Annotated in this window: 2 protein-coding genes; both read left to right on the forward strand. The window is 57.6% G+C overall.

All coding sequences use genetic code 11. From position 1 onward, the window contains the following. Positions 1-93 precede the first annotated feature (93 nt). Positions 94-465, forward strand: coding sequence for a GntR family transcriptional regulator (locus tag JF66_RS20005; RefSeq protein ID WP_035876228.1), 372 nt, complete (start codon positions 94-96; stop codon positions 463-465). Between the two features lie 4 nt (positions 466-469). After that, positions 470-746: ATP-binding cassette domain-containing protein (locus JF66_RS20010; RefSeq protein WP_156109957.1), on the forward strand; the 277-nt coding region annotated here is incomplete at its 3' end.

Below are 746 nucleotides of genomic sequence, written 5' to 3' on the forward strand. Positions count from 1 at the left end.
CTATCCGGGAAATCAGTTGACAACCAGCCATCTTCGTAGTTAGTTAGTTACATAACCAACTAACCCATCAACCCCAGAAGAAGGCGGGCAGCCTTGATCGACGAGGGCAAGCCAATCTTCGTGCAAATCGCCGAGCAAATCGAGGACGACATCCTGAATGGCAGCATTGCCGAAGAGTCCATGGTGCCGTCCACGAACGAGTTCGCAGCGTTTCACCGCATCAACCCGGCCACCGCCGGCAAGGGCGTGAACCAGCTCGTTGATGACGGCATCCTCTACAAGAAACGAGGGATCGGCATGTTCGTGACCGCCGGAGCCCGGCAGCGGATCGTCGACCAGCGCACGAGTGCGTTCACGACAAAATACCTGACCCCGCTTCTCGCCGAGGCGGCCAAACTCGGCATGACTCCGGAGCAGGTAGCTGAACTTATTCACAGCAGCACAGCAGGCTACGAAAGGACATGACTCAATGAGAAATCAAGAACCAGTGGTGCGCGTTGACGGCCTGACGAAAAGTTTTGGAAACTTCACCGCCATCGACGACGTGAGCTTCGCCGTGGAGGCGAACAAGATCTACGGCCTGCTCGGGCGTAACGGCGCCGGCAAGACCACGATCATGCAGTTGCTCACCGGCCAACAGTTCGCCACGTCCGGCAGCATCCACGTGTTCGGCCAGGTACCCGTGGAGAACGCTCACGTGCTGCAGCAGATGTGCTTCGTGAAGGAGACGCAGAAGTACCCCGATA

Origin of the sequence: Cryobacterium sp. MLB-32 (genome assembly GCF_000738085.1) — a bacterium.
GTDB lineage: Bacteria > Actinomycetota > Actinomycetes > Actinomycetales > Microbacteriaceae > Cryobacterium.